This is a genomic window from Methylobacterium pseudosasicola (assembly GCF_900114535.1).
GTDB classification, from domain to species: Bacteria; Pseudomonadota; Alphaproteobacteria; order Rhizobiales; family Beijerinckiaceae; genus Methylobacterium; species Methylobacterium pseudosasicola.
In genome coordinates this window covers 157,197-177,059 of the sequence record NZ_FOTK01000003.1, presented here as the reverse complement: position 1 = coordinate 177,059, position 19,863 = coordinate 157,197, and the positions used below count along the sequence as shown (strand labels likewise).

22 protein-coding genes are annotated in these 19,863 nt (G+C 69.0%); 12 read left to right on the top strand and 10 right to left on the bottom strand.

Annotated features, from left to right (window positions below):
* Positions 1-31 precede the first annotated feature (31 nt).
* Together BM228_RS04660 and BM228_RS34485 are read left to right on the top strand one after the other, a co-directional pair.
* Positions 32-523, top strand: a complete 492-nt coding sequence (locus tag BM228_RS04660; protein WP_092037646.1) for a DUF2243 domain-containing protein — start codon at positions 32-34, stop codon at positions 521-523.
* A complete protein-coding gene (locus BM228_RS34485) occupies positions 520-675 on the top strand; it encodes a hypothetical protein (protein ID WP_167367649.1) in 156 nt (51 codons plus the stop codon). Before BM228_RS04660 ends, BM228_RS34485 begins: the two co-directional genes overlap by 4 nt.
* 3 nt (positions 676-678) lie before the next feature.
* Here BM228_RS34485 and BM228_RS04655 read toward each other — a convergent pair whose 3' ends face one another.
* The 3 genes from BM228_RS04655 to BM228_RS04645 all read right to left on the bottom strand — a co-directional run bounded on the left by BM228_RS04655 (position 679) and on the right by BM228_RS04645 (position 3,287).
* Positions 679-1,434 carry an amino acid ABC transporter ATP-binding protein gene (locus tag BM228_RS04655; protein ID WP_092037645.1) on the bottom strand — a complete coding sequence of 252 codons (756 nt, stop codon included), beginning with the start codon at positions 1,432-1,434 and terminating at the stop codon, positions 679-681.
* Positions 1,431-2,111 carry an amino acid ABC transporter permease gene (locus BM228_RS04650; RefSeq protein ID WP_092037643.1) on the bottom strand — a complete coding sequence of 227 codons (681 nt, stop codon included), beginning with the start codon at positions 2,109-2,111 and terminating at the stop codon, positions 1,431-1,433. The genes BM228_RS04655 and BM228_RS04650 overlap by 4 nt, the downstream gene beginning before the upstream one ends.
* A gap of 399 nt (positions 2,112-2,510) precedes the next feature.
* A complete protein-coding gene (locus tag BM228_RS04645) occupies positions 2,511-3,287 on the bottom strand; it encodes an amino acid ABC transporter substrate-binding protein (RefSeq protein ID WP_092037642.1) in 777 nt (258 codons plus the stop codon).
* Positions 3,288-3,949: 662 nt separating this feature from the next.
* Between BM228_RS04645 and BM228_RS04640 the strand changes: the two genes are divergently transcribed.
* Entirely contained in the window at positions 3,950-4,876 is a 927-nt protein-coding gene (locus BM228_RS04640) for a dihydrodipicolinate synthase family protein (RefSeq protein WP_092037641.1), read from the top strand.
* A gap of 132 nt (positions 4,877-5,008) precedes the next feature.
* On the opposite strand, the gene BM228_RS33580 is transcribed toward BM228_RS04640, so the two are convergent.
* Positions 5,009-5,464, bottom strand: a complete 456-nt coding sequence (locus BM228_RS33580; RefSeq protein ID WP_139234042.1) for a hypothetical protein — start codon at positions 5,462-5,464, stop codon at positions 5,009-5,011.
* Between the two features lie 690 nt (positions 5,465-6,154).
* A complete protein-coding gene (locus tag BM228_RS04635) occupies positions 6,155-7,363 on the bottom strand; it encodes a pyridoxal phosphate-dependent aminotransferase (protein WP_092037640.1) in 1,209 nt (402 codons plus the stop codon).
* 236 nt (positions 7,364-7,599) lie between these two features.
* On the opposite strand from BM228_RS04635, the gene BM228_RS04630 reads away from it, so the two are divergent.
* From BM228_RS04630 to BM228_RS04615, 4 genes are read left to right on the top strand one after another with little or no spacing between them, the layout of a single operon-like run.
* Positions 7,600-9,018: a cytochrome ubiquinol oxidase subunit I gene (locus BM228_RS04630; RefSeq protein ID WP_092037639.1), complete on the top strand. Its 1,419-nt coding sequence runs from the start codon at positions 7,600-7,602 to the stop codon at positions 9,016-9,018.
* A 7-nt stretch (positions 9,019-9,025) separates the two neighbouring features.
* Positions 9,026-10,033, top strand: coding sequence for a cytochrome d ubiquinol oxidase subunit II (cydB, locus tag BM228_RS04625; RefSeq protein ID WP_092037638.1), 1,008 nt, complete (start codon positions 9,026-9,028; stop codon positions 10,031-10,033).
* The gene (locus tag BM228_RS04620) at positions 10,033-10,155 is read left to right on the top strand and encodes a DUF2474 family protein (protein WP_007569138.1); all 123 of its coding nucleotides are present in this window, start codon (positions 10,033-10,035) and stop codon (positions 10,153-10,155) included. The genes cydB and BM228_RS04620 overlap by 1 nt, the downstream gene beginning before the upstream one ends.
* Positions 10,156-10,213: 58 nt before the next feature.
* Entirely contained in the window at positions 10,214-10,792 is a 579-nt protein-coding gene (locus BM228_RS04615) for a GbsR/MarR family transcriptional regulator (RefSeq protein ID WP_092037636.1), read from the top strand.
* Between the two features lie 15 nt (positions 10,793-10,807).
* On the opposite strand, the gene BM228_RS04610 is transcribed toward BM228_RS04615, so the two are convergent.
* Positions 10,808-11,500, bottom strand: a complete 693-nt coding sequence (locus BM228_RS04610; RefSeq protein ID WP_092037634.1) for a GntR family transcriptional regulator — start codon at positions 11,498-11,500, stop codon at positions 10,808-10,810.
* A 592-nt stretch (positions 11,501-12,092) separates the two neighbouring features.
* Complete coding sequence (locus tag BM228_RS04605; RefSeq protein WP_092037633.1) at positions 12,093-13,013, bottom strand: LysR family transcriptional regulator; 921 nt, start codon at positions 13,011-13,013, stop codon at positions 12,093-12,095.
* A gap of 123 nt (positions 13,014-13,136) precedes the next feature.
* On the opposite strand from BM228_RS04605, the gene BM228_RS04600 reads away from it, so the two are divergent.
* The 5 genes from BM228_RS04600 (at position 13,137) to BM228_RS04580 (ending at position 17,288) form a co-directional block, all read left to right on the top strand.
* Positions 13,137-14,063 carry a ring-cleaving dioxygenase gene (locus BM228_RS04600; RefSeq protein ID WP_092037631.1) on the top strand — a complete coding sequence of 309 codons (927 nt, stop codon included), beginning with the start codon at positions 13,137-13,139 and terminating at the stop codon, positions 14,061-14,063.
* Between the two features lie 216 nt (positions 14,064-14,279).
* Positions 14,280-14,924: an alpha/beta hydrolase gene (locus BM228_RS04595; RefSeq protein ID WP_092037630.1), complete on the top strand. Its 645-nt coding sequence runs from the start codon at positions 14,280-14,282 to the stop codon at positions 14,922-14,924.
* Between the two features lie 36 nt (positions 14,925-14,960).
* Positions 14,961-15,368 (top strand): DoxX family protein, encoded by a 408-nt coding sequence (locus tag BM228_RS04590; RefSeq protein ID WP_092037628.1) that lies wholly within the window; start codon positions 14,961-14,963, stop codon positions 15,366-15,368.
* A gap of 32 nt (positions 15,369-15,400) precedes the next feature.
* Positions 15,401-16,222, top strand: coding sequence for an alpha/beta fold hydrolase (locus tag BM228_RS04585; protein ID WP_092037626.1), 822 nt, complete (start codon positions 15,401-15,403; stop codon positions 16,220-16,222).
* Between the two features lie 88 nt (positions 16,223-16,310).
* On the top strand, positions 16,311-17,288 hold the full coding sequence (locus tag BM228_RS04580) for a Gfo/Idh/MocA family protein (RefSeq protein ID WP_092037624.1): 978 nt from the start codon (positions 16,311-16,313) through the stop codon (positions 17,286-17,288).
* A 38-nt stretch (positions 17,289-17,326) separates the two neighbouring features.
* On the opposite strand, the gene BM228_RS04575 is transcribed toward BM228_RS04580, so the two are convergent.
* Genes BM228_RS04575 through argJ form a run of 3 tightly spaced genes read right to left on the bottom strand, consistent with a single transcriptional unit; the run spans position 17,327 to position 19,715 of the window.
* A complete protein-coding gene (locus BM228_RS04575; RefSeq protein WP_092037622.1) occupies positions 17,327-17,755 on the bottom strand; it encodes a (deoxy)nucleoside triphosphate pyrophosphohydrolase in 429 nt (142 codons plus the stop codon).
* A complete protein-coding gene (locus tag BM228_RS04570) occupies positions 17,752-18,468 on the bottom strand; it encodes an SIMPL domain-containing protein (RefSeq protein ID WP_092037620.1) in 717 nt (238 codons plus the stop codon). Before BM228_RS04570 ends, BM228_RS04575 begins: the two co-directional genes overlap by 4 nt.
* Positions 18,465-19,715 carry a bifunctional glutamate N-acetyltransferase/amino-acid acetyltransferase ArgJ gene (gene argJ, locus BM228_RS04565; protein ID WP_092037618.1) on the bottom strand — a complete coding sequence of 417 codons (1,251 nt, stop codon included), beginning with the start codon at positions 19,713-19,715 and terminating at the stop codon, positions 18,465-18,467. The genes BM228_RS04570 and argJ overlap by 4 nt, the downstream gene beginning before the upstream one ends.
* Between the last annotated feature and the right edge of the window lie 148 nt (positions 19,716-19,863).

The following is a 19,863-nucleotide window of genomic DNA, read 5'->3' as shown; positions in this document are numbered from 1 at the left end:
CGTTGTCCCATCCCCGCTCCGGGAGATCGCCATGAGAACGGCCGCATCCGAGACCCGGGCGTTCCCGCTCAGCGCCGGCATCCTGTTCGGGCTGGGGCTCGGCGGGTTCTTCGACGGGATCGTGCTGCACCAGATCCTGCAATGGCACCACATGCTGAGCAGCTGGTACCCGATCGAGTCCATCGCCAATCTCGAGCTGAACACCCGCTGGGACGGGATCTTCCACAGCGCCACCTACGTGTTCGTGGTGCTCGGGCTGTTCATCCTCTGGCGTGCCGCGCATCGCGGGCACCTGTCCTGGTCGAACAAGCTGCTGGCCGGCTCGCTGTTGTTGGGCTGGGGCCTGTTCAACAGTGTCGAGGGCATGATCGACCACCAGATCCTCGGCGTGCACCACGTCAACGAGGCGATGCCCCGGGATCAGTGGATCGTCTGGGATCTCGGCTTCCTGCTCTGGGGCCTCGCCATGCTGATCGTGGGCTGGCTGCTGGTCCGGGCCGGCCGCCGGGAGCGGGCGGCGTGAGGCTTCAGCGTACCGCCCTGCCGGCGTTCGTCCCCTGGCTCGTCCTCGGCGCGGCTCTGGTCCTGGCGACGATGCCGGCCTGGCGGCCCCTGGTCTTCGGCACCGCGCTCACCCTCGACGACCTGCTGAGCCTGCGCTGCCTCTCCGGCTGATCCTCAGGCGCCGACCTCGCCGAGCAGCGTCTGGACGAAGCGGCGGGTGCGCGGATCCGTGGGCCGGGCGAACAGCTCGGCGGGCGGGCCCTGCTCCACGAAGGTGCCGCCGTCGAGGAAGACCACCGCGTCGGCGACCCGGCGGGCGAGGCGCAGGTCGTGGGTCGCCATCAGCATGGTCATGCCCTCGCGGGCGAGGCCGGCCAGCACGTCCACCACCTCGGCGGCGAGTTCGGGATCGAGCGCCGAGGTCGGCTCGTCGCAGAGCAGCAGGCGCGGGGAGGGGGCCAGCGCCCGGGCGATCGCCACCCGCTGCTGCTGGCCGCCGGAGAGGCTCGCCGGCCACGCCTCGGCCTTGTGGGCGAGGCCGACCCGCTCCAGCAGCTCCAGCGCCCGGACCCGGGCCGCCTCCTTGGGCCATTGGCCCACGGTGATCAGCCCCTCGGTGATGTTCTCGATCACCGTGCGGTGGGGGAAAAGCTGAAAATTCTGGAACACCATGCCGGTCTGGCGGCGCACCGCGAGCACGTCCCGCCGGGGCGGCGGCGCGCCGGGCCGGAAGTCGAGGCGCTGGTCGCCCAACACCAGGGTGCCGGCCTGCGGGATCTCCAGCAGGTTCACGCAGCGCAGCAGGGTCGATTTGCCGGAGCCCGACGGGCCGATCAGCGCTGTGACCTTCCCCTCATGCACCGTCAGGTCGATGCCGCGCAGGATCGGGGTGTCGCCGAACCGCTTCTCGATCTTCTGGAGGGCGATCATGCCCGGGCCTCCAGGTAGCCGCCGTAGCGCCCGAGGCGCCGCTCCAGCCCGCTCTGGAGCCAGGACAGGACGGAGCACAGCACGAGGTAGATGAGCGCCGCCTCGACATAGAGGATCAGCGGCTCGTAGGTCACCGCGACGATGCGCTGGGCCGCCTGGAACATCTCCGGCACCGTGATGGCGGCGGCGAGCGAGGTGTCCTTTACCAGGGCGATGAAGGTGTTGGACAGGGACGGCACCGCCACCCGGGCCGCCTGGGGCAGGATCGTGCGGCGCATGGCCTGGGCCGGGGTCATGCCGGTGGCGTAGGCAGCCTCCCACTGCCCCTTCGGGATCGACGCGATCGCGGCGCGCACGATCTCGGACGCGTAGGCGCCGATATTCAGGGTGAAGCCGATCACCGCCGCCGGGAACGCATCGATCAGGATGCCGACGCTCGGCAGGCCGTAGAAGATCACGAACAGCTGGACGAGGAGCGGCGTGCCGCGAAAGATCCAGACATAGGTCCAGGCCAGAGCCGCCAGCGGCCGTGGCCCGAACAGGCGCGTGAGGGCGATCACCAGGGCGAGGCTCAGCCCGAGCACGAAGGCGATCAGCGTCAGCGGTATCGTGAACCGGAGACAGGCTTCGAGCAGCGGCCCGAGCGACTGGAGCATGAGGTCGAGCCAGTGCGGCACGGGACGGTGTTTCCTGCGAGATCGGGCGACGGTCTATACGGCTTTGCGACGCGGATCGCGCGGGGGATTTTTGGCTGGGCTGGTTGGGGATAGGCCGTGGTGCGAAAGGGCGCCCGGTCCGGCGATGCCACGGGCGCTTCCTCACCCCGCATAGAGAACGGACTCACGCACGGCGCGACGCGCTCTCCTCCCCCTTGTGGGGAGGAGTTGGAGGTGGGGGTGGTTCAGAAGGCACCGCGGCGCTCGATCCTGCACCACCCCCACCCCTGGCCCTTCCCCACAAGGGGGAGGGGAAAACGCGTGGTGTTTCCGGTGCTTGCTGCCGAATGCAACGTGTAAATCCGGTCGCCTTTATGGATGGCGCGCGTGTTCAGCCGCTGCCTTCAGGCGAAGACCCGCCTACTTTGAAACGTCAGCCCCAAAATACGTCTGCGCGATCGCCGCGTAGCTGCCGTCGGCCTTGATCTCAGCCAGCGCCTTGTCGATCGCCGCCTTCAGGGCGGGGTTGTTCTTGCGCAGGAGGATGCCGGAGGCGTCCGCGTCGTCCTTCTGGGCGACGATCTTCACCGGCGCGTTCGGCTGCTTCTTGTGGAAGTCGAGGAACGACACGTTGTCGTTGAGGGTGGCATCGGCGCGGCCGGTGACGACCAGCTGGATCGACTGGTCGAACCCGTCCGTGCCGACCAGCTCGGCCCCGGCCTCCTTGGCCAGCTGCGCGAAGTTGCTGCTCAGACTCTGCGCGGCTTTCTTACCCTTCAGGTCGGCGAAGGACTTGATCGCGGCATTATCGGCCCGAGTGATCACCACGGCCCGGGAGCGGATATAGGGCTCGGAGAAGTCGAACTTCGCCTGGCGCTCCTGGGTGATGCTGACCTGATTGATCACCACGTCGTAGCGCTTGGCGTCGAGCCCGGCGATCAGGCCGTCCCATTTGCCCTCGACGAATTGCGGCGCGACGCCGAGCTTCTCGGCGACCTTCCGGCCGATCTCCACGTCGAAGCCCACCAGCGCCCCGGAGGCGTCGTGGAAGCTGAACGGCGCGTAGGTCCCCTCGGTGCCGATCCGCAGGGTCTTGGCGGCCCGGATCGCGTCGAGGTCGTCGGCCCGCGCCGGCGCGCCGAGGAAAAGCGCTGCTGCGGCGAGAACGGCCGCGAAGGAGGCGGAAATACTACGCATCACGATGAACTCCAGATCGATCGTCTTGAACCTCGTCCGGACCGCCTGTCGGAAGGCCGCGAAGACTGGGTCGGGACGGGAAAACGGGGCGGCTCGTCGCCGAGTCGTCACCGAGGGCGCAAAACCAAGGGTCCTATACCAAGCGTGGCCGTTGGCGCCTACGCCGCCCCGGGGCGGGTCCATCGCCGGAAAGCAAGGTCTTCCAAGATGCTGCGGGATTCCCGCGGATTGGTTCTTCCGGCCCGTGAACAGGCCCAGCATTTCGCGTGGGGTGGACCGGCTCGGCAGCTTGAGCTGTCAATGGGGCAAGGCGTTGATCGGCTGATGTTTTCCGAGTGCTGGGCCCCGCTTCGCGATCTCGGATTGACGGGGGATGATCTGGCGTCGATCGAACATTCAAGCTGTTGGTAGGGAATAATATTTCTTGCACCCATTTCGGGTTGTCTTGATGGCGTAAGGCTTGCGCCATCCGTGCCGGCACCGCGCAAACACATCGCGGCTTTTGTCGAGCCCGCGCCGGGACGGGCGTTGATCTCGGATGATCCTTCGGCACAGTGCCGGCGTGTCGCCGATCCGGGGTGGCCGCGTGGCCCCGGAGCCGGCCCGGACCGGTCTATTCCTGTGAGCCGGGGCGTGCGGCCCGCCCCGGCGGAGGATCGCGCATGAGCTTGCCAGCCCAGCCCTACCGGGGCGTCTTCCCGGTCGCCCCCACGGTGTTCGACGCCGCGGGCGCCCTCGATCTCGACGGGCAGCGCCGGGCGATCGACTTCATGATCGACGCCGGCAGCCACGGCATCTGCATCCTGGCGAACTTTTCCGAGCAGTTCGTGCTCACCGACGCCGAGCGCGAGACCGTGATGCACGCGGTGCTCGACCACGTGGCCGGCCGGGTGCCGGTGATCGTGACGACCACGCATTTCGCCACGCAGGTCTGCGCCGAGCGCTCGCGCCGGGCGCAAGACGCCGGGGCCGCCATGGTGATGGTCATGCCGCCCTATCACGGCGCCACCATCCGGGTGCCGGAGCTCGGCATCTACGATTTCTTCCGCGGCGTCTCGGACGCGATCTCCATCCCGATCATGATCCAGGACGCGCCGGTGGCGGGCACGCCGCTCTCGGCCGCGTTCCTCGCGCGCATGGCCCGGGAGATCGCAAACGTCTCCTACTTCAAGATCGAGACCCCCGGAGCCGCGGGCAAGCTGCGCGAGCTGATCGCGCTCGGCGGCGACGCGGTGGTCGGCCCCTGGGACGGCGAGGAGGCGATCACCCTGATGGCCGACTTCGATGCCGGCGCCACCGGGGCGATGACCGGCGGCGCCTATCCGGACGGCATCCGCCAGATCACCGACGCCTACGCGGCCGGCCGCCGGGGCGAGGCGCTCGACGCCTATGCGCGCTGGCTGCCGCTGATCAACCACGAGAACCGGCAATGCGGGCTCTTGGCCTGCAAGGCGCTGATGGCCGAGGGCGGCATCATCGCCCACGAGACCGCCCGCCTGCCGCTCCAGCCGCTCCATCCGGACACGCGGGCCGCGCTGATCGAATTGGCCCGGCGCAACGATGCGCTGGTGCTGCGCTGGGGGCGGTGAACGCAAGATGCCGATGTGCGGCGTCGTTAAGGCGCCTCACAGAACGCCTGTTCTTCGGACGTTCTTCCACCCAATCCGAGTGCGCTTCGATGTCGAGCGAAAAAATCATCTGCATCGCTGCACATCAATCCATCAGAAACCAAAAATTCTTTGACACGCCGACTCCTGCCCGTGAATAAATGGGGCATTATCAAGCATGATGGCGAAATCTTCTGTCGTTTCTAATAAAGAAATCGAATTTTCTTGGATTTTTATCTTCACTGAGCAATTTACTTGCGCATCGTGAGCCGGAACGAACCATATATTTGTAACTCGGAACCCCGCGGGTCCAGTATAGCTTGACTCATCATGTCCAGCGATATGCGCGGTGATTGTCTTTCTCCAGATCGGGTCCCCGTCCTCGCTCTGGCTCGTCGGCGGTCCATATCGATTCTGAAATTCGACGATTGATTTCCCTCTCCACTGATATTCTATTTTACGATATGGAGAAAGTCGAGTAACTTCTATAATATTTACTGCGGCGGCGGCCATGGAGTGGATGGAATTGGTGCTATTGCATGCTGTCATTGGTAAAATGAAAATCGTCATCACGACTTTCGCGGCAAAGTATCTATTTATAAGTTTATTCATTATTTCTGACTCTCAGTCATCATGTAAGTCATAAATCCGGCTGAATATAATTTTGTATTTTTGATATAGCTATGGTTTAAACTTCATGATCTCTTAAAGAACCTTTATCATCGGTAAAAGACGTTTAAATTTTCAGCATTCGAAGTAAAGAGCAAAAATACGCAAATTAATCCCGCTAATCGAATATAGATCTAATATACCGATCAGAAATACAATAGATACGCACCGGTATCAGAACAGAAATACGGTCTGTATTGTAAAAGATCTAGTATAGTACCCCAAACTTTGCTGTGGAAAAATGTTACGTCAGGCGCTCCATCGTCTGACAGAAATTTTGAGCGATCTGACCATACCAATATGGAGCTACGTTCCCTTTCTAATGAAACACAACCGATCCCCAAGTCGGTATCTCCGACGCTATCGCTGTTGTTCATCTTCCCGGCGTTCTTAAACGGATCCGAGACAATGGGCCGTTTACAGGGTGTCAAACGTTGTGCTGTCCGCGACTCACTACGCTTCGCCTCCAGTGTGCTTCTCCGTTAGACGCTCCGCTTTGCGGCCAGAGCGGGTGGGACGATCGCATGACCGCATCATTCCCTGTCTCAGCCTTGTGCGGCAAAGATAAAGTACGCGTACGCGGGGACGGGGTCAGATCCGCCCCAGCACCCGTGTCAGCCGGTCCACCGCCTCGCGTGCCAGCTCCGGGCTGATGGCGAAGCAGATCCGCACCAGACCCTCGCCCTCCGGCCCGAAGGCGGTGCCGGGCGCCACGCCGACCTTCGCCTCCCGCAGAAGGCGGTAGGCGAGTTCGAGGCTCGGCTCGTCGCCGGCGATCCGGGGCATGAGGTAGAAGGCGCCGTCCGGCGGGGCCACCGTCACGCCGGGCAGGCTTGCCAGCCCATCCACCAGGATCGTGCGGGCCTCGGCGCAGCGGTCGACCATGGTGCGGATGAAGCCGTCGCCCTCCTCGAGGGCGGCGACGCAGGCGTGCTGGATGAAGGTCGGGATCGAGGTGGTGCTGTACTGCCCGAGCTTGGCGAAGGTCGGCGCCAGGCCCCGGGGGAAGATCACCCAGCCGGCGCGCCAGCCGGTCATCGCCCAGTTCTTCGAGAAGGTGTTGGTGACGATCAGGCGGTCGTCCTCCGTGCAGATCTGCAGGAAGGACGGCGCGATCTGGTTGCCGTAGGTGAAGTGCGCGTAGACCTCGTCCGACAGGATCCACAGGCCGCGCGCGCGGGCGAGATCGCGCAGAGCCGTCATCTCCGAAAGCGGCATGGTCCAGCCGGTCGGGTTCGAGGGCGAATTGACCATGATCACCCGGGTGCGCGGGGTCAGCGCCGCCTCGATGTCGGCGAGCGGCAGCGAGAACCGCCCGTCCGGCTGGATCCGGTAGGGCACGGTCACCGGCACGCCGCCGGTGATGCGGACTGCCTCGGCGAGGTTCGGCCAGGCCGGGGCGGGGATGAGGATCTCGTCGCCCGGCTCCAGCAGCGCCTGCGCGGCCTGCATGATCGCGTTCATGCCGCCGGCCGTAACGGCGAACCTGTCCGCCGGGACGTCCACGCCCCAGTGCCGGGCGTGATAGGCGCTGAGCGCCGCCCGCAGGGCCGGCAGGCCGAGCGACGTGGTGTAGCGGGTATGCCCGGCCTGCATCGCCCGGTGCGCCGCCTCGACGATGAAGGGCGGCGTCGGCAGGTCGCCTTCGCCGATCCAGAGCTTCACCACATCGGGGTCGTCCCGGCCGCGATCCGCCACCAACCCGATTTGGCTCGTGCCGATCCCGCGGATGCGCTCCGAGAGCGCGGCGGCGAGGTCGACGGGCGCGTCGATGGAGACGGCGGCAACGGGTTCGGCCATGGGGCGACGGGTCTCGTGGTGTCCGGGGAGCGGCGTGTCGCGCGACGCGGTGGCCCGAGGGCGGGCACCGCGCTTGCAAGCTCCCGACCGTACGGGGAATCGCCCCGAACCTGCCGTGTCCGGCCGCGCGCGTCCAGGCCTGCACGGCCGCCGCGACAGCCCTGTGATTATCGACTTTTCAGAAATTTCTGAAATTGCTATAAGTCGAGTCGCAGATCCCGAGCCGGAGATTCGTCGTGCTCGACACCCTCGACCCCCTCATCCTCGCCCGCATCCAGTTCGGCTTCACGATCGCCTTCCACATCGTGTTCCCAGCCTTCTCGATCGGGCTGGCAAGCTTCCTCGCCGTGCTGGAGGGCCTGTTTCTCGCAACCGGCCGGCAGGTCTTCATGGACCTGTTCAAGTACTGGCTGAAGATTTTTGCCATCGCCTTCGCCATGGGCGTCGTCTCCGGCCTGGTGATGTCCTATCAGTTCGGCACCAACTGGTCGGTCTTCTCCGACAAGACCGGACCGGTGCTCGGCCCGATGATGGCCTACGAGGTACTGTCGGCGTTCTTCCTGGAGGCGGGCTTCCTCGGGGTCATGCTGTTCGGGATGAGCAAGGTCGGGCCGCGGCTCCACTTCGCCGCGACCCTGATGGTGGCGTTCGGGACCTTCTTCTCGGCGTTCTGGATCCTGTCGGTGAATTCCTGGATGCAGACGCCGGCCGGCTACGGCACCAACGCCGAGGGCCAGTTCGTGCCGCTGGACTGGTGGGCGATCGTGTTCAACCCGTCCTTCCCGTTCCGCCTCGTCCACATGGTGCTGGCGGCCTACCTGACGACCGCCCTGGTGGTCGGCGCGGTCGGCGCCTGGCACCTGCTGCGCGACCGCACCAACCCGGCCGCCCGGACGATGTTCTCGATGGCGATGTGGATGGCCGCCCTGGTGGCGCCGGTCCAGATCTTCGCCGGCGACGCCCACGGGCTCAACACCCTGGAGCACCAGCCCGCCAAGGTCATGGCCATGGAGGGGCACTTCCAGAGCCATCCGGACGGGGCGCCGCTCGTGCTGTTCGGCCTGCCCGACCAAGAGGCCGGCACGATCCGCTACGCGGTGGAGATCCCGAAGCTGTCCTCGCTCGTGCTCAAGCACAGCCTGGACGCGCCGCTCGCCGGCCTCGACAGCCTGCCGCGCAAGGATTGGCCGCCGGTGCCCATCGTGTTCTGGTCGTTCCGCATCATGGTCGGGCTCGGCATGCTGATGCTGCTCCTCGGCGCGATCAGCCTGCTCGCGCGCTGGCGCGGGGCGCTCTACCGGTGGAGCCCGCTGCACCGCTTCGCCATCGCCATGGGTCCGGCCGGGTTCGTGGCGGTGCTGGCCGGCTGGATCACCACCGAGGTCGGGCGCCAGCCCTACACGGTCTACGGCCTGCTGCGGACCGCCCAATCCGCCTCGCCGCTCCACGGTCCGGCCGTGGCCGCCTCGCTCACCGCCTTCGTGGTGATCTATTTTTCCGTCTTTGCCATGGGGGTTCTGTACATCCTGCGCCTGATGGCCAAGCCGCCCCATGAAGGTGAGAGCGGGATCGAGCCCGGCGTGCCGATCCGCACCGCCGGCATCACCCCCGCTCCCTCGGTCGATCCCGACCGCGCCCTCCAGCCGGCCGAGTGAGGCAGCCATGATCCACAGCGTCGATCTCACCGTGATCTGGGCGTTCGTGATCGCCTTCGCGGTCTTCGCCTACATCGTCATGGACGGCTTCGATCTCGGCATCGGCATCCTGTTCCCGGCCCTGCGGCCGGGGCCGGAGCGCGACACCGCCATGAACTCGGTCGCCCCCGTCTGGGACGGCAACGAGACCTGGCTGGTTCTGGGCGGCGGCGGCCTGTTCGCGGCCTTCCCGCTGGCCTACGCGGTGATCCTGCCGGCGCTCTACGCCCCGATCATCGCCATGCTGCTCGGGCTGATCTTTCGCGGCGTCGCCTTCGAGTTCCGCTGGCGCGATCCCGGCCACCGGGCGGCCTGGGATATCGCCTTCACGGGCGGCTCGGTGGTGGCGGCGCTCGCCCAGGGGATCGCCCTTGGGGCCCTGTTGCAGGGCATCGCGGTCGAGGGCCGCGCCTATGCCGGCGGCTGGTGGGACTGGCTGACCCCGTTCAGCCTGCTGGTCGGCGCGAGCCTCGTGGTCGCCTACGCCCTGCTCGGGGCGACCTGGCTGGTGATGCGCACCGAAGGGCTGCTCCAGATCCAGGCCCGCCGCCTCGCCCAGCGCCTGACCATCGCCACCGTGGCGGCGATCGCGCTGGTCAGCGCCGCGACGCTGTTCCTGCAGGGGCGCTACTTCGAGCGCTGGCTGGCGATGCCGAACGTCCTGGTCTCGGCGCAGGTGCCGCTGCTCGTGGCGCTCGCCGCCGTCGCCCTGTGGCGGACCCTGCGGGGCGGGGGCGAGCGGGCCCCGTTCCTGATCGCACTCGGCCTGTTCGCCCTGTCGTTCCTCGGGCTCGGGATCAGCATCTTCCCCGACGTGGTGCCGGGCCGGATCACGATCTGGCAGGCCGCCGCCCCCGAGGCGAGCCAGGTGTTCCTGCTGGTCGGCGCCTCGGTCCTGGTCCCGATCATCCTGATCTACACCGCGTATTCCTACTGGGTGTTCCGCGGGAAGGTCGACGCGCACGGGTATCACTGATGGCGCCTGCAACCCCGCTCCCCCTCTGGAAACGCCTCGCCTGGTTCGCCGCGATCTGGGCCGGAAGCATCCTCGGCCTCGGCGCCGTGGCGACGCTTCTCCGGTTCTGGCTCAAGAGCTGATAAGCGGGCGACGCCCCCCGCTTTCCCCGGGGCCTGAACCGTTCGACGGATCGCCGCCGTGCACCTGCCTCCCCTGGTCCAGACCTTCGTCCTGCATTTCGGCGAGATGGGCTCGCGCTGGGGCATCAACCGGACCGTGGGGCAGATCTACGCCCTGCTGTTCGTGGCCGAGCGGCCGCTCAACGCCGACGAGATCGTCGAGCGGCTGGGCGTCTCGCGCTCCAACGTCAGCATGGGCCTCAAGGAGCTGCAGGCCTGGAACCTCGTGCGGCTCCAGCACGTGCCCGGGGATCGGCGCGACTACTTCGCCACCCCGGAGGATATCTGGCAGATCGTCCGCACCCTGGTCGAGGAGCGCAAGAAGCGCGAGATTGACCCCACGCTCACACTCCTGCGTGAATTGCTGATGGTGGAGGCCGGGACCGAGGCCGAGCGCCACGCCCAGGCCCGGCTCCGGGAGATGCACGACCTGTTCGAGCTCTTTGCCGGCTGGTACGCCGACGTGCGCCGCCTCGACACCGAGCGCCTGGTCCAGCTCCTCACCCTCGGCTCGAAGGTCCAGAAGGTGCTGGCGATGAAGGACCGCCTGACCGGCCTGCCCGGCCGGCTCGCGGGGCGCACGGACAAGGGCGCGTGAGGGGCAGCTGCCGCCTCACGCGCTGAGCGCACGCCGATAAATCGCGATCAGGGATTGCGCGGCGTGCTCGATATGGCTGCGCAGGTGATCGGCAGCGGCTTCGATCTTCCCGGCCTCGCACAGGGCGAGGATCTCCCGGTGCTCCCGGTCGGCCCGGGCGACGTCCCCGGAGGCCGAGAGCTGGAGCCGGGTCGGGCGGTCGCAATCCTGCAGCAATCCGGCGACGATGTTGAGCGAGCGCGGGCGCTCGGCGTGCTGCAGCAGATCGAGGTGGAAGCGGCGGTTCAGCTCGCCCCAGCGCAGGATTTCCCCGGCCTCAAGGGCGGCGCTGTATTCCTCGGTGAGGCTGCGCAGCTCCAGGATGTTCTCCTCGGAGAAACGCCGCGCCGAGAGGGCCAGCAATTCCGGCTCCAGCTGGACCCGGAGGGTGAAGATGTCTTCCACCTCCTCCACCGACAGGCCCGAGACCACGGCGCCGCGATGCGGCATGATCTTGATCAGGCCGGTGGCTTCGAGTTGCAGCAGGGCCTCCCGGATCGGGATCCGGCTGATCCCGAACTCTTCCGCCAGCGCGTCCTGGCGCAGCTGCGTCCCGGGCGGAAGCTCGCCGATCAGGATCCGCTGCCGCAGCGACTCGGCGACGGCCGCGGCCACGGTCTTGTGAACCAGCCGGTCCGGTGCGGATCGAACATGGGCCGCAGGGGACATCAGGGCCTCGCCGGAGCGGATGAATATGCCCCGAACCGGGCAGTGCGCGCGCCGTCGCCGGGCCGCTGCCCGGTTCGGAGGCGCGTGAAAGTCGACAGGCTCACGAGGGAGCAGCGCAACGCGCGCAGGGCCCGTCTCATCGCGGGACTGCGAGGACGCGCGGCGGCAGCCCTGCCTTCAAGACGGTTCGGGGGTCGATCAAGCAACGTATCCGCCCAGACAAAGCGCCCATCAACTGCCTAGCGGACGCCAGGATCGGACGTAGACCGACCGCTTCCAGACACCGATGCCTATAAGTAACTGAAGGTATATAAGCTTTTACAAGCAGGCCAGATACGATCTGGCAAGTCAAGAATATTTGTATAAAATCATTTGCGGCGTGGGGACGGTACGATTCCGACATAACGGTCGTGCTCCCTCTGGGCCCGGACGGGCGCTGGCTCAGCGCCATCGGCGGGCGGAGACGCGGATCGAACGTCGACAGGATGCGCGCGAGGCCCATCGCTTTCCTCCCTCGCTCAAAGGGGTGCGGCGATGCGTGCACGCCGAGCCGCTGCCGGCGTTCGGCGGCCCTGTCCGAAAACCGCAGCTCCTATCGGTTCGCCGGCCCGGCCCAGGGAGCCTGGGCCAGCGTCTGACCGAGATACAAGATCAGGGCCGTGATCCGGGCCGGCCGTGGCTCGCCGGGGGGCGTCACGAGGTGGAGCGCGATCGGCGGCGGCGACCAGCCGGGCAGGACCCGCTCCAGGCGGCCGGCTTCGAGGTCGTCCCAGATCATGAAATCCGGCTGCAGGGCGAGGCCGAGCCCGGCCCGGAGCGCGGGCGCCAGCGCCTCGGCGTTGTTCGCCCGCAACTGGCCGCCGGGCACGACCACCACCTCGGTGCCGGCCGCGTCCACGAACCGCCAACGATCCGGCGTCGGCAGGTAGGCGTAGCCCAGGCAGGCGTGGCGGGCGAGGTCGTCCGGATGCGCGGGCCGTCCGTGCCGGTCGAGATAGGCGGTCGTCGCCACCAGCGAGCGCCGGATTGCGCAGAGCCGCCGGGCGCGCAGGGACGAATCCGGCAGGGCCGCGATCCGCAGGCCGATATCGAAGCCGCCGCCGACAAGATCGACCACCGCATCCGAGAGATGCAGGTCCACCGACACGGCCGGGTGCTTTCGGAGGAAATCCGGCAGGAGCGGCGCGACATGCATCACGCCGAACGTCATCGGCGCGGCGAGCCGGACCAGGCCGCGCGGCTCCGCGGCGCCCGCGATGGCCAGCGCTTCGGCCGCCTCGCCCTCGGCCAGGATCCGCGCGGCGTTGGCCTTGGCGGCGTGCCCGGCCTCCGTCAGGGCGAGCTTGCGCGAGGTGCGGTTGAACAGCCGTGCGCCGATCCGCGCCTCCAGCCGCCCGACCGCCTTCGAGACGGTGCCCTTCGACAGACCCAGATCCTCCGCGGCCCGGCCGAAGGAGCCCGCCTCCACCACCTTGGCGAAGACCGCCCAGGCCTCGAAATCGGGGAGCCGCATGGGTCGTATTCCGGAAACGATGGGTTTCCATCGTTTCTATTTTCTGGCGCGACGGCAAGGGCCAGATTGCCGTCATCGCAAACGCCCCGCGCCCGGCGCGGCGGCTTCTCGGGAGATAGCGTCATGGTGCAGAGCGGCCTCCATCACGTCACGGCCTTTTCCGGCCCGGCCCTGCGCAACCTCGATTTCCACACCCGCGTGCTCGGCCAGCGGCTGGTGAAGAAGACCGTCAACTTCGACGATCCCGGCACCTACCACCTCTATTACGGCGACGCGGCCGGGCAGCCCGGGACGATCCTGACCTTCTTTCCGATCGAGCACGCGGCCCCCGGCCGGGTCGGGATCGGCGAGACCCAGGAGACCGCCTTCCGGGTGCCCCGCGGCTCCATCGGCTGGTGGACCCACCGGCTGATCGAGAAGGGCGTCGCCCACGAGCCCCTGGTCCAGGTGTTCGGCGCGCCGACCCTGCGGTTCCGCGATCCCGATGGGATGATGCTGGCGCTGGTCGGCATCGACGACGCCGAGGCGGAGGCCGGCTGGGCCTCGGATGAGGTTCCCGCCGAGCACGCGATCCGCGGCCTGCACGGGGTGACACTCCTCCTGGAGACGGCCGATCCCACGGCCGCGATCCTCACGGAGGTGCTGGGCCTGCGCGAGGAGGCCCGGGAGGGCAACCTGATCCGGTTCGCCGGCAGTGCGGGGCTCGGCAGCTTCGTGACGATCCGGGCGGTGGGCGGTTTCCTGCGCGGCCGGCAGGGGGCGGGCTCGGTCCACCACATCGCGTTCCGGGCGGCGGACGATGCCGCGCAGGCCGCGATGGCGGACAAGCTGGCCGCTCTCGGCCTCCAGGTCACCGAGCAGCGCGATCGGCAGTATTTCCGGTCGGTCTACTTCCGCGAGCCCGGCGGCGTGCTGTTCGAGATCGCCACCGACGCCCCCGGCTTCGCCGTGGATGAGCCGGCCGACGCCCTCGGCACCGCCCTGAAGCTGCCCGCCGGGCTGGAGCCGCACCGAGCCCAAATCGAGGCGGTGCTGCCGAAGGTCGCCTAACCGAGGCCTCCGAAGAAGACGCTTTCCCCTCCCCCTTGCGGGGAGGGGGCAGGGGTGGGGGTGGCGCCGGATCAGGCGCAGCGGTGCCTTCTGAGCCACCCCCACCTCCAACTCCTCCCCGCAAGGGGGAGGAGAGCGCGCCTCATGCAGTCGAAGATGAGTCAGTCCGCCGCCCATTAGGGCGAAGATCCCAAGCATTCCACCAGCGAGGTCGCCATGACCCAGGAATCCCTCACCCAAGACGCTTTCACCCTGATCCACCGTTTCGAGCCCGGCGCGGCCGCCCGGCCGTTGCTGCTCCTGCACGGCACCGGCGGCAACGAGCACGATCTCCTGCCGCTCGGCCGGATCGTCGCCCCGGGCGCTGCCCTGCTGTCGCCCCGCGGGGCGGTGTCGGAGAACGGCATGCCGCGCTTCTTCCGGCGCCTCGCCGAGGGCGTGTTCGACGAGGCGGATCTGCGCCGCCGCACCGCGGATCTCGCGGCTTTCGTGGGCGCGGCCCGGGCACGCTACGGGATCGGCGCGCCGCTCGCGCTCGGCTTCTCGAACGGCGCCAACATCGCCGCCGCGCTGCTGATGCTGCACCCGGAGGTGCTGGCCGGCGCCGTACTGATCCGCCCGATGGTGCCGCTGGCCGAGCCGCCCGCTGCCGACCTCGCGGGCAAGCCGGTGCTGATGCTCTCCGGCGCCATGGACCCGATCGTCCCGGCCGAGAATGCGAGCCGTCTCGCCCAGCAGCTCACCGCGGCCGGCGCCGCAGTCACCCACCGGATTCTTCCTGTCGGCCATGGCCTGTCGCAGGCCGATGTCAGCCTCGCGACCGACTGGGTCCGCGGCCTCGCCCTTCCGGACGCGGCCTGATCGTCAAACCTCTCCCTGCTGAATCGGAGTCCCCCCATGGCATCCTCGATCGCCCCCGCGCTGGCGCTTCTGCCCGTGACCGGCCGGGTCCTGATGAGCGCGCTGTTCCTGGTGAGCGGGGTCGGCAAGCTCGCCGCCCCGGCCGCGACGCTCGCCACCATCCGGGCGGCCGGCCTGCCGCTGCCGGAGATCTCCTTCGGCGTGGCGGCGCTGGTGGAGATCGTCGGCGGCCTGCTGCTCATCGCCGGCTACCGGACCCGGCTCGTCGCCTTGGGGCTCGCCGGCTTCGCGGTGGCGACAGCGCTGACCTTCCACACCGCGCTGGCCGATCCGAACCAGATGTTCCATTTCCTCAAAAACCTCGCCCTGGCGGGCGGCTTGCTTCAGGTCGCAGCCTTCGGGGCCGGCCCGTTCAGCCTCGACGCGCGGCAAGGCCGGCCCTGACCGGACGACACCTCCAGCCACAGGAGCGGATCATGCCAACCCACACGACCCAGGACGGCACGCCGATCTATTTCAAGGACTGGGGCAGCGGGAAGCCGGTGGTGTTCAGCCACGGCTGGCCGCTCAACGGCGACGCCTGGGAGGACCAGATGCTGTTCCTGGCCCAGAACGGCTACCGGGTGATCGCCCATGACCGGCGCGGGCACGGCCGCTCCGGCCAGCCCTGGACCGGCAACGACATGGACACCTATGCGGACGATCTCGCCGGGTTGATCGCCGAACTCGACCTGCGGGACGCCGTGCTGGTCGGCCATTCCACCGGCGGCGGCGAGGTCGCCCGCACCATCGGCCGGCACGGCACGCAGCGGGTCGCCAAGGCGGTGCTGGTCGGCGCTGTGACGCCCCAGATGGTCAAGACCCCGTCCAACCCGGGCGGCCTGCCGATGGCGGTGTTCGACGACATCCGCGCCTCGGTCCTGCGCGACCGCGCGCAGTTCTTCCAGGATTTGAGCGGCCCGTTCTACGGCGCCAACCGTCCCGGCGCCGCGGTGAGCCAGGGCCTGCGCGACACGTTCTGGCTGCAGGGCATGATGACCGGCCTGAAGAACGCCTACGATTGCGTCGCCGCCTTTTCGGAGACGGATTTCACCGAGGATCTGACGCGCCTCACCGTGCCGACCCTGATCATCCACGGGGACGACGACCAGATCGTGCCGATCGACGCCTCGGCCCGCGCCGCCGCCAAGCTCGTGCCGACCGCGACGCTGACGGAATATGCCGGCGCTCCCCACGGCCTTGCGACCACCCACAAGGACCGGCTCAACGCCGACCTGCTCGCCTTCATCCAGGGTTGAGCGTGCGGCAGCCTTTCCCGCCTCGGTCCCTATCCCGTAAGGCTGCGGCGGGCGGCCCAGCGGGGCCTGCCAGCACACGGGATCCGGCATGACAACCACCGACGATCGGCTCGCCCTCGGGATCATCGGCGCCGGCATCATGGGCGAGCGCCTGATCGGCGCGATCCACGGGGCGCCGGATTCACCGGTGCGGGTCGCCGCCTTGTGGGATCCGGCTCCGGCGGCGCTCGACCGGATCGGCGCCGCCTTCCCGACGGTGCCGCGCGTCTCGGACGCCGCCGCCGTGGTGGCCGCGAGCGCCTGCGTCTACGTCGCCTCGCCGCCGGCCTCGCATCTCGGCTACGCCCGCGCCGCGCTCGCCGCCGGCCGGACCGTGTTCTGCGAAAAACCCCTGGCGATCGATCGCGCCGAGGCCCGGGCCTTCGTGGCCGAGGCCGGGGCGTCCGGCGCGGTGAATTTTCCGTTCGCCTCGTCGCCGGGCGTCGCGGCGCTGGAGCGCTGGATCGCCGAGGGCGCGGTCGGGACGCCCCGGCGGCTCACCATCGCGGTGGCCTTCGCCCGCTGGCCGCGCCCCTGGCAGGCCGATGCGGCGCGCTGGCTCGACGCCCGGGCCGAGGGCGGCTTCACCCGCGAGGTCGTCTCGCACTTCCTGTTCCTCGCCCGCCGCCTGCTCGGGCCGCTGGACTGGCTCGCCGGCCGGGTGGATTTCCCGGAGGCCGGCCGCTCCGAGCGGTCGATCGACGTGACGCTGAACGCCGGCGGCATCCCCGTGACCCTGACCGGCCGGGTCGGCGGCGTCCCGGAGGACGACCACAACACCTGGACGTTTGAGGGTGAGGCCGGCGCAATCCGCCTGCGCGACTGGGCCATCGCCGAGCGCCTTGGTCCGGACGGCCGCTTCACCCCGGGCCCCGACGCGCTGCCCAACGCCCAGGCCCGCCCGATCGCCCTGCGCCGCCAGCTCGACGGCGTCGTCCGGATGACCCGGGGCGAACCCCACCACCTCGCTACCTTCGCCGAAGCGCTCGCCGTGCAGGAGGTGGTGGAGGGGATTCTTACGCTTTGAAGGGTTCGGCGCGTCCTGCGCGTCATCGCGAGCCCGCCTCAGCTCCCCAGAAGCTCCACCAAAAACGGGATCAGCGGCGCGTCCGCGGGGGGCATGGCGAGGTCGCGCAGGGCTTTTGGGCGGACCCATTTGAGCGCCTGGCCCTCCATCGGGCGGGGCGTGCCCGACCAGCGCCGGCAGACATAGAGCGGCATCAGCAGGTGGAAGTCCGGATAGGCGTGGCTGGCGAAGGTCAGCGGCGCCAGGCACGGCTCCTCGACCCGGATGCCGAGCTCCTCGGACAGCTCCCGGATCAGGGTCTCCTCCGGGCGCTCGCCGGCCTCGACCTTGCCGCCGGGGAATTCCCACAGGCCGGCGAGCTGCTTGCCCGCCGGACGCTCGCTCACCAGCACCCGGCCGTCGACGTCGACCAGCGCCACGGCGACCACGAGCAACAGGCGCAGGGCAGGTGTCTCGGGCCCGCTCACGGCGCCACTGCGAAGGTGGCCGAGACCTCGGAGGCGAGCTGGATCGTGCCGGCCTCGATCGGAACGCGCCGGCCTTTCGCCGCCATCGGGGCCGCGAGGGCGCGATTCTGGATCGGGTACGGCGCCGGGGCGCCGGTGTTGCCCAGGGTGCAGAGCGGCCCGAGCTTGGCGCCCAATGCCTCGGCCAGGGCCTCGGCCCGGGTCCGGGCATCGCGGGCCGCCGCGACCTGGAGGGCCGCCTCGGCCTTGTCGGGATCGCGCAGGCCGAAGCTGACCCCGTCGATCCGGTTCGCGCCCGAATCGAGGGCCTGGCGCAGCAGGTCGCCGAGGCGGTCCATGTCGGCGAGGCGGACGGTCACGAGGTTGCCGGCCCGGTAGCCGTCGGGCTCCTCGGTGACCAAGCCCCCCGGACGGGTCACGCTGCGCGAGCCAGCCTGGAGCGTCACCGCGGCGGTGCCGATATCGGCGGGCGGCACACCCAAAGCGCGCGCCTGGGCCGAGACCCCGGCCACCGCCTTCGAGGCGGCGTCGAGGGCCGCGGCCGGGGTCGCGCCCCGGGCCTCGATCCCGACGGTGATTTCGGCGAAGTCCGGCGCCCGCGTCTCCGCGGCGCGCCCGACGACGCTGATACGCCGCTTGCACTCCGAATCGTCGGCCTGCGCCCCGGCGGGCAGCAGCGCCAGCAGGAGCAGCCCGGCGAGACCGGCCCTCACGAGCGGTAATCCCCGTTGATCTCGATGTAGGCCTTGGTCAGGTCGCAGGTCCAGACGCGGGCCTGACCCGCGCCCAGGCCGAGATCGACCCGGATCTCGATCTCCGGCTCGCGCATCACCGCGCTGGTGGCGTCCTCGCTGTAATCCGGATCGCGGGCGCCCTGGACGGCCACGCGCACGTCGCCGAACCAGATCGCCAGGCGGTCCCGGTCGGCGGGCTCGCCGGCCTTGCCCACCGCCATCACCACCCGGCCCCAATTGGCGTCCTCGCCGGCCACCGCGGTCTTCACCAGCGGCGAGTTGGCGATCGACATGGCGATCTTGTGGGCGGAGGCGTCGCTCTCGGCGCCGGTGACCCGGACGGTGACGAACTTGCGCGCGCCCTCGCCGTCCTTGGCGACGAGCTGGGCCAGCTCGATCAGCAGGCTGTCGAGTGCCGCCGTGAAGCCGGCCAGACGCGGGTCGGCCGCGTCGGCGATCTCGGCATTGCCGGCCTTGGCGGTGGCGAACAGCAGCAGGGTGTCGGAGGTCGAGGTGTCGCCGTCCACCGTCACGCAGTTGAAGCTGGTCTTGGTGCCGGCCGTGAGCAGGGCCTGGAGCGCCGCCTGGGGCAGAGCGGCGTCGGTGAACACGAAGGCCAGCATCGTCGCCATGTCGGGGGCGATCATGCCGGCACCCTTGGCGATGCCGTTGATGGTGACGCGCACGCCGTCGATCTCGGCGGTGCGAGTCGCGAGCTTGGGGAAGGTGTCGGTGGTCATGATCGCCCGGGCGGCCTCGGCCCAGGCGGAAGGCCCGTCCGTTGCGCGGGCGGCGCAATCGGCCAGAACGCCCTCGAATCGCTCGGCCGGCAGCGGCTCGCCGATCACCCCGGTGGAGGCGACGTAGACCTCCCGGTCGCTGCAGCCGGCTGCCTGCGCGGCGATCTGCACGGTCTTGGCGACGGCCTCCCGTCCGAGCCGGCCCGTGAAGGCGTTGGCGTTGCCGGAATTGACCACCACGGCCCGGGCTCCGCCATGCGCCAGGGCCTCGCGGCACCAATCCACCGGTGCCGAGGGGCATTTCGAGCGGGTGAACACGCCGGCCGCCCGGGTGCCCGGGGCGAGATCGACATAGAGCACATCGGTCCGGCCGCTGTAGCGGATGCCGGCCTGGGCGGTGGCGATTCGGACCCCCGGGAGCGGCGGCAGCTCCGGCACCGCGCTCGGCGCCAGCGGGGAGACGGGCGGGGATTTCGCGGACGACATCGGCTGAAAGCTCCGGCAGCGCGCGGGGCCTCCCGCGGCGGCCCGGTGTTGCCCGCGCGACCCCGGCGCCGTCAACCGTGCGCCCACGCTCTGCTCATGTGCGAGGCTGCATGCGCTTTGGGCAAGAGCGGCGCGGAATGCGGCGTCT

Bases quoted from the DNA above. Each gene is read 5' to 3' on its own strand.
- BM228_RS04660 (WP_092037646.1), top strand. From the start codon at position 32: ATGAGAACGGCCGCATCCGAGACCCGGGCGTTCCCGCTCAGCGCCGGC.
- BM228_RS04655 (WP_092037645.1), bottom strand. From the start codon at position 1,434: ATGATCGCCCTCCAGAAGATCGAGAAGCGGTTCGGCGACACCCCGATC.
- BM228_RS04645 (WP_092037642.1), bottom strand. From the start codon at position 3,287: ATGCGTAGTATTTCCGCCTCCTTCGCGGCCGTTCTCGCCGCAGCAGCG.
- BM228_RS04640 (WP_092037641.1), top strand. From the start codon at position 3,950: ATGAGCTTGCCAGCCCAGCCCTACCGGGGCGTCTTCCCGGTCGCCCCC.
- BM228_RS33580 (WP_139234042.1), bottom strand. From the start codon at position 5,464: ATGACGATTTTCATTTTACCAATGACAGCATGCAATAGCACCAATTCC.
- BM228_RS04635 (WP_092037640.1), bottom strand. From the start codon at position 7,363: ATGGCCGAACCCGTTGCCGCCGTCTCCATCGACGCGCCCGTCGACCTC.
- cydB (WP_092037638.1), top strand. From the start codon at position 9,026: ATGATCCACAGCGTCGATCTCACCGTGATCTGGGCGTTCGTGATCGCC.
- BM228_RS04620 (WP_007569138.1), top strand. From the start codon at position 10,033: ATGGCGCCTGCAACCCCGCTCCCCCTCTGGAAACGCCTCGCCTGGTTC.
- BM228_RS04610 (WP_092037634.1), bottom strand. From the start codon at position 11,500: ATGTCCCCTGCGGCCCATGTTCGATCCGCACCGGACCGGCTGGTTCAC.
- BM228_RS04605 (WP_092037633.1), bottom strand. From the start codon at position 13,013: ATGCGGCTCCCCGATTTCGAGGCCTGGGCGGTCTTCGCCAAGGTGGTG.
- BM228_RS04600 (WP_092037631.1), top strand. From the start codon at position 13,137: ATGGTGCAGAGCGGCCTCCATCACGTCACGGCCTTTTCCGGCCCGGCC.
- BM228_RS04595 (WP_092037630.1), top strand. From the start codon at position 14,280: ATGACCCAGGAATCCCTCACCCAAGACGCTTTCACCCTGATCCACCGT.
- BM228_RS04590 (WP_092037628.1), top strand. From the start codon at position 14,961: ATGGCATCCTCGATCGCCCCCGCGCTGGCGCTTCTGCCCGTGACCGGC.
- BM228_RS04585 (WP_092037626.1), top strand. From the start codon at position 15,401: ATGCCAACCCACACGACCCAGGACGGCACGCCGATCTATTTCAAGGAC.
- BM228_RS04580 (WP_092037624.1), top strand. From the start codon at position 16,311: ATGACAACCACCGACGATCGGCTCGCCCTCGGGATCATCGGCGCCGGC.
- argJ (WP_092037618.1), bottom strand. From the start codon at position 19,715: ATGTCGTCCGCGAAATCCCCGCCCGTCTCCCCGCTGGCGCCGAGCGCG.